Origin of the sequence: Vibrio sp. 10N.261.52.C11 (assembly GCF_041471405.1) — a bacterium.
Classification (GTDB): Bacteria; Pseudomonadota; Gammaproteobacteria; order Enterobacterales; family Vibrionaceae; genus Vibrio; species Vibrio crassostreae_C.
This window is the reverse complement of the sequence record NZ_JBFROI010000013.1, coordinates 1-1,011: the sequence shown is the minus strand read 5'-3', so window position 1 is coordinate 1,011 and position 1,011 is coordinate 1. Positions and strand designations below refer to the sequence as shown.

Annotated in this window: 1 protein-coding gene; it reads right to left on the bottom strand. The window is 47.5% G+C overall.

Going from position 1 to position 1,011, the window contains the following annotated elements; translation table 11 throughout:
* The coding region (locus AB4323_RS05245; RefSeq protein ID WP_372151860.1) for a cadherin-like domain-containing protein at nt 1-1,011 on the bottom strand (1,011 nt) is incomplete at both ends.

Sequence of the window (1,011 nt, the reverse complement as noted above, 5' to 3'; positions counted from 1 at the left end):
TGAAACTGCCGTCATCGTTAGCTACAACCGTCGCATCACCACCAACTGTTAAGTCACTTGCGGTTAGATCTTCGCCTTCTACATCGGACGCTTGAGACAACAGCTGATCTTGGCTCAGTGTGATTGAACCATCTTCGTTAACGTTGTAAGCCAAATCACCAGACACTGGCGCATCATTGATTGGTAATACGTCAACATTGATGACGGTTTCCACTTCTGCACCATCTTCATCACGAATGGTGACATCAAGCTGAACTTGGCCATTAAAGTTCTCATTTGGAGCGAAGCTGCAAGTGCCGTCACCATTTACTGAGAAGATACCCTCAGGGCCATCGTAGCTAATACCAACAAGATCAACATCCCCTTCTACATCTGAGGCGTTAAGCAACACTTGAGACTCACTGAAGGTAAGTACTGAGTCTTCATCAATGGTGTAAGACGTAGGGCCTGCAACCGGCGGATCGTTCACTTCAAGAACATTGATGCCCGCGGTCGTTGAGTCGGTCGCACCATCTTCATCAGCAACAACCACATCCAGTGCAATTTCACCGCTGAAGTTCTCATTTGGCGAGAAGGTGTAAGTGCCGTTACCATTGATTTCGAGGACACCGTCGCTACCAGAGTAAGTCACGCTGTCTATCGATACATCACCTTCAATATCTGAAGATGTTGCCAATAGTTGTGCATCAGAAATGGTAATCGAATTATCTTCATTCACCGTGTAGGACGTTGAGCCCGCAACAGGCGGATCGTTCTCAGGAGTCACGCTAACATCAATGTTTGCAGACACGGTATCGGTACCGTCTGACACATCGAAGCTAAAGCTCACATCACCATTGAAGTTTTCGTTTGGAGCAAAGCTATATGATCCCTCACCCAAGTCAGTCAGTACGCCATCAGTGCCTTCATAAGTGATGCCCTCAACCGTCAGGTTATCACCTTCAACGTCTGTCGCGCCTGTAAGCAGATCCGCGTCTGTGAACTGTAAAGTACCATCTTCTTCAACGCTGA